Here is a 2,500-nt window from a genome sequence, read left to right on the forward strand (position 1 = left end):
AAGGTGTGCGAGAGAACTCTGGTTAAGGAACTCGGCAAAATGACCCCGTAACTTCGGGAGAAGGGGTGCTTTCTTAACGGAAAGCCGCAGTGAATAGGCCCAAGCGACTGTTTAGCAAAAACACAGCTCTCTGCGAAGCCGTAAGGCGAAGTATAGGGGGTGACACCTGCCCGGTGCTGGAAGGTTAAGGAGAGGGGTTAGCGTAAGCGAAGCTCTGAACTGAAGCCCCAGTAAACGGCGGCCGTAACTATAACGGTCCTAAGGTAGCGAAATTCCTTGTCGGGTAAGTTCCGACCCGCACGAAAGGTGTAACGATTTGGGCACTGTCTCAACCAGAGACTCGGTGAAATTATAGTACCTGTGAAGATGCAGGTTACCCGCGACAGGACGGAAAGACCCCGTGGAGCTTTACTGTAGCCTGATATTGAATTTTGGTACAGTTTGTACAGGATAGGCGGGAGCCATTGAAACCGGAGCGCTAGCTTCGGTGGAGGCGCTGGTGGGATACCGCCCTGACTGTATTGAAATTCTAACCTACGGGTCTTATCGACCCGGGAGACAGTGTCAGGTGGGCAGTTTGACTGGGGCGGTCGCCTCCTAAAGTGTAACGGAGGCGCCCAAAGGTTCCCTCAGAATGGTTGGAAATCATTCGTAGAGTGCAAAGGCATAAGGGAGCTTGACTGCGAGACCTACAAGTCGAGCAGGGACGAAAGTCGGGCTTAGTGATCCGGTGGTTCCGCATGGAAGGGCCATCGCTCAACGGATAAAAGCTACCCCGGGGATAACAGGCTTATCTCCCCCAAGAGTCCACATCGACGGGGAGGTTTGGCACCTCGATGTCGGCTCATCGCATCCTGGGGCTGTAGTCGGTCCCAAGGGTTGGGCTGTTCGCCCATTAAAGCGGTACGCGAGCTGGGTTCAGAACGTCGTGAGACAGTTCGGTCCCTATCCGTCGTGGGCGTAGGAAATTTGAGAGGAGCTGTCCTTAGTACGAGAGGACCGGGATGGACGCACCGCTGGTGTACCAGTTGTTCTGCCAAGGGCATAGCTGGGTAGCTATGTGCGGAAGGGATAAGTGCTGAAAGCATCTAAGCATGAAGCCCCCCTCAAGATGAGATTTCCCATAGCGTAAGCTAGTAAGATCCCTGAAAGATGATCAGGTTGATAGGTTCGAGGTGGAAGCATGGTGACATGTGGAGCTGACGAATACTAATAGATCGAGGACTTAACCATATAATATGTAGCAATGTTATCTAGTTTTGAAGGAATATGCCTTCAATAGTTTGGTGATGATGGCAGAGAGGTCACACCCGTTCCCATACCGAACACGGAAGTTAAGCTCTCTAGCGCCGATGGTAGTTGGGACCTTGTCCCTGTGAGAGTAGGACGTCGCCAAGCAACTTTAAGACGAGTCAGAATGACTCGTCTTTTTTGTGTTTTATAATTTCTTTTCAAAGCTAAATATTTTGAAGTGCTGCTCATTTTTTTAAAGATTTTTGAGTACGTAGCTATATAAGTTTTATTCAATTTGTTTCGTGATTTTTGACAGGTAATTTAAGATTTTCTATTTTATTTCTCAAAGATAGAATTCATTGGTATGTTAAAATAGTACAGTTGTTTTTGATGTACTTTAATATAAGAAGATTTAAGTTAGAAAAGGAGATAATATGAAAAAGATAAGTATAATTACTATAGTAGTCTTAGTCCTGCTAGTAATCGTGTATATGTTAGTTGGAAATTATTTTTATAACTATGCATTAAATGCGAAACAAGAAAAGGAATTTTTGCAAGATAATCCTCATTTAGTGGAAACGGTAAATGCGTCGGGAGATGTATTGGCTGCAAATGAAGAAAAGAATGCAAACTTCGTATCGAAGTATAAACCTAACACATTAACTATACGTTCTTTCGATAAATTAAATTTAAAAGGTTATGAATATATGAATGAACCATCTAGTCATAAATGGGCAATTGTAGTTCATGGATATAGTGGTAGAGCATCGGAAATGACGAAATATATTCGTAACTTTTATGAACAAGGCTATAATGTCATAGCACCAGACCTTCGTGGACACGGAAATAGTGAAGGGGATTATGTTGGTATGGGTTGGCATGATCGTAAAGATATTTTAATTTGGATTCAACAAATCTTAAAGAAAGACCCTGATGCTGAAATAGCTCTATTTGGTGTTTCAATGGGCGGGGCAACTGTAATGATGACTTCAGGAGAAGATTTACCTTCTAATGTTAAAGTTATTATTGAAGATTGTGGATATTCAACTGTTATTGATGAATTTACTTATCAACTAAAAGATTTATTCCACTTACCGAAGTTTCCTGTTATGAATGCGGCAAATACGGTTACTAAATTAAGAGCTGGGTATGATTTAGAAGAGGCTTCAGCTGTAAAACAAGTAGCGAAAAGTAAAACACCTATGCTATTCATTCATGGGGATGCTGATACATTCGTTCCTTTTGAAATGTTAGATGAAGTATATAA

Annotated in this window: 1 protein-coding gene and 2 rRNA genes (2 of these 3 running past the window's edge); all 3 read left to right on the forward strand. The window is 43.2% G+C overall.

What is annotated here, in order from left to right:
- Positions 1–1,233, forward strand: a 23S ribosomal RNA gene (locus NST86_RS01510); it begins 1,690 nt to the left of the window's first position.
- Positions 1,234–1,282: 49 nt separating this feature from the next.
- Positions 1,283–1,398, forward strand: a 5S ribosomal RNA gene (gene rrf, locus NST86_RS01515).
- 269 nt (positions 1,399–1,667) lie between these two features.
- Positions 1,668–2,500, forward strand: the 5' portion of a protein-coding gene (locus NST86_RS01520) for an alpha/beta hydrolase (protein ID WP_000723975.1). Its footprint extends 127 nt past the window's final position; only the first 833 of its 960 coding nucleotides appear in the window; its start codon is at positions 1,668–1,670; its stop codon lies beyond the right edge, outside the window.

The sequence above is a fragment of the Bacillus sp. FSL L8-0199 genome (assembly GCF_038005705.1).
Lineage (GTDB): Bacteria > Bacillota > Bacilli > Bacillales > Bacillaceae_G > Bacillus_A > Bacillus_A cereus.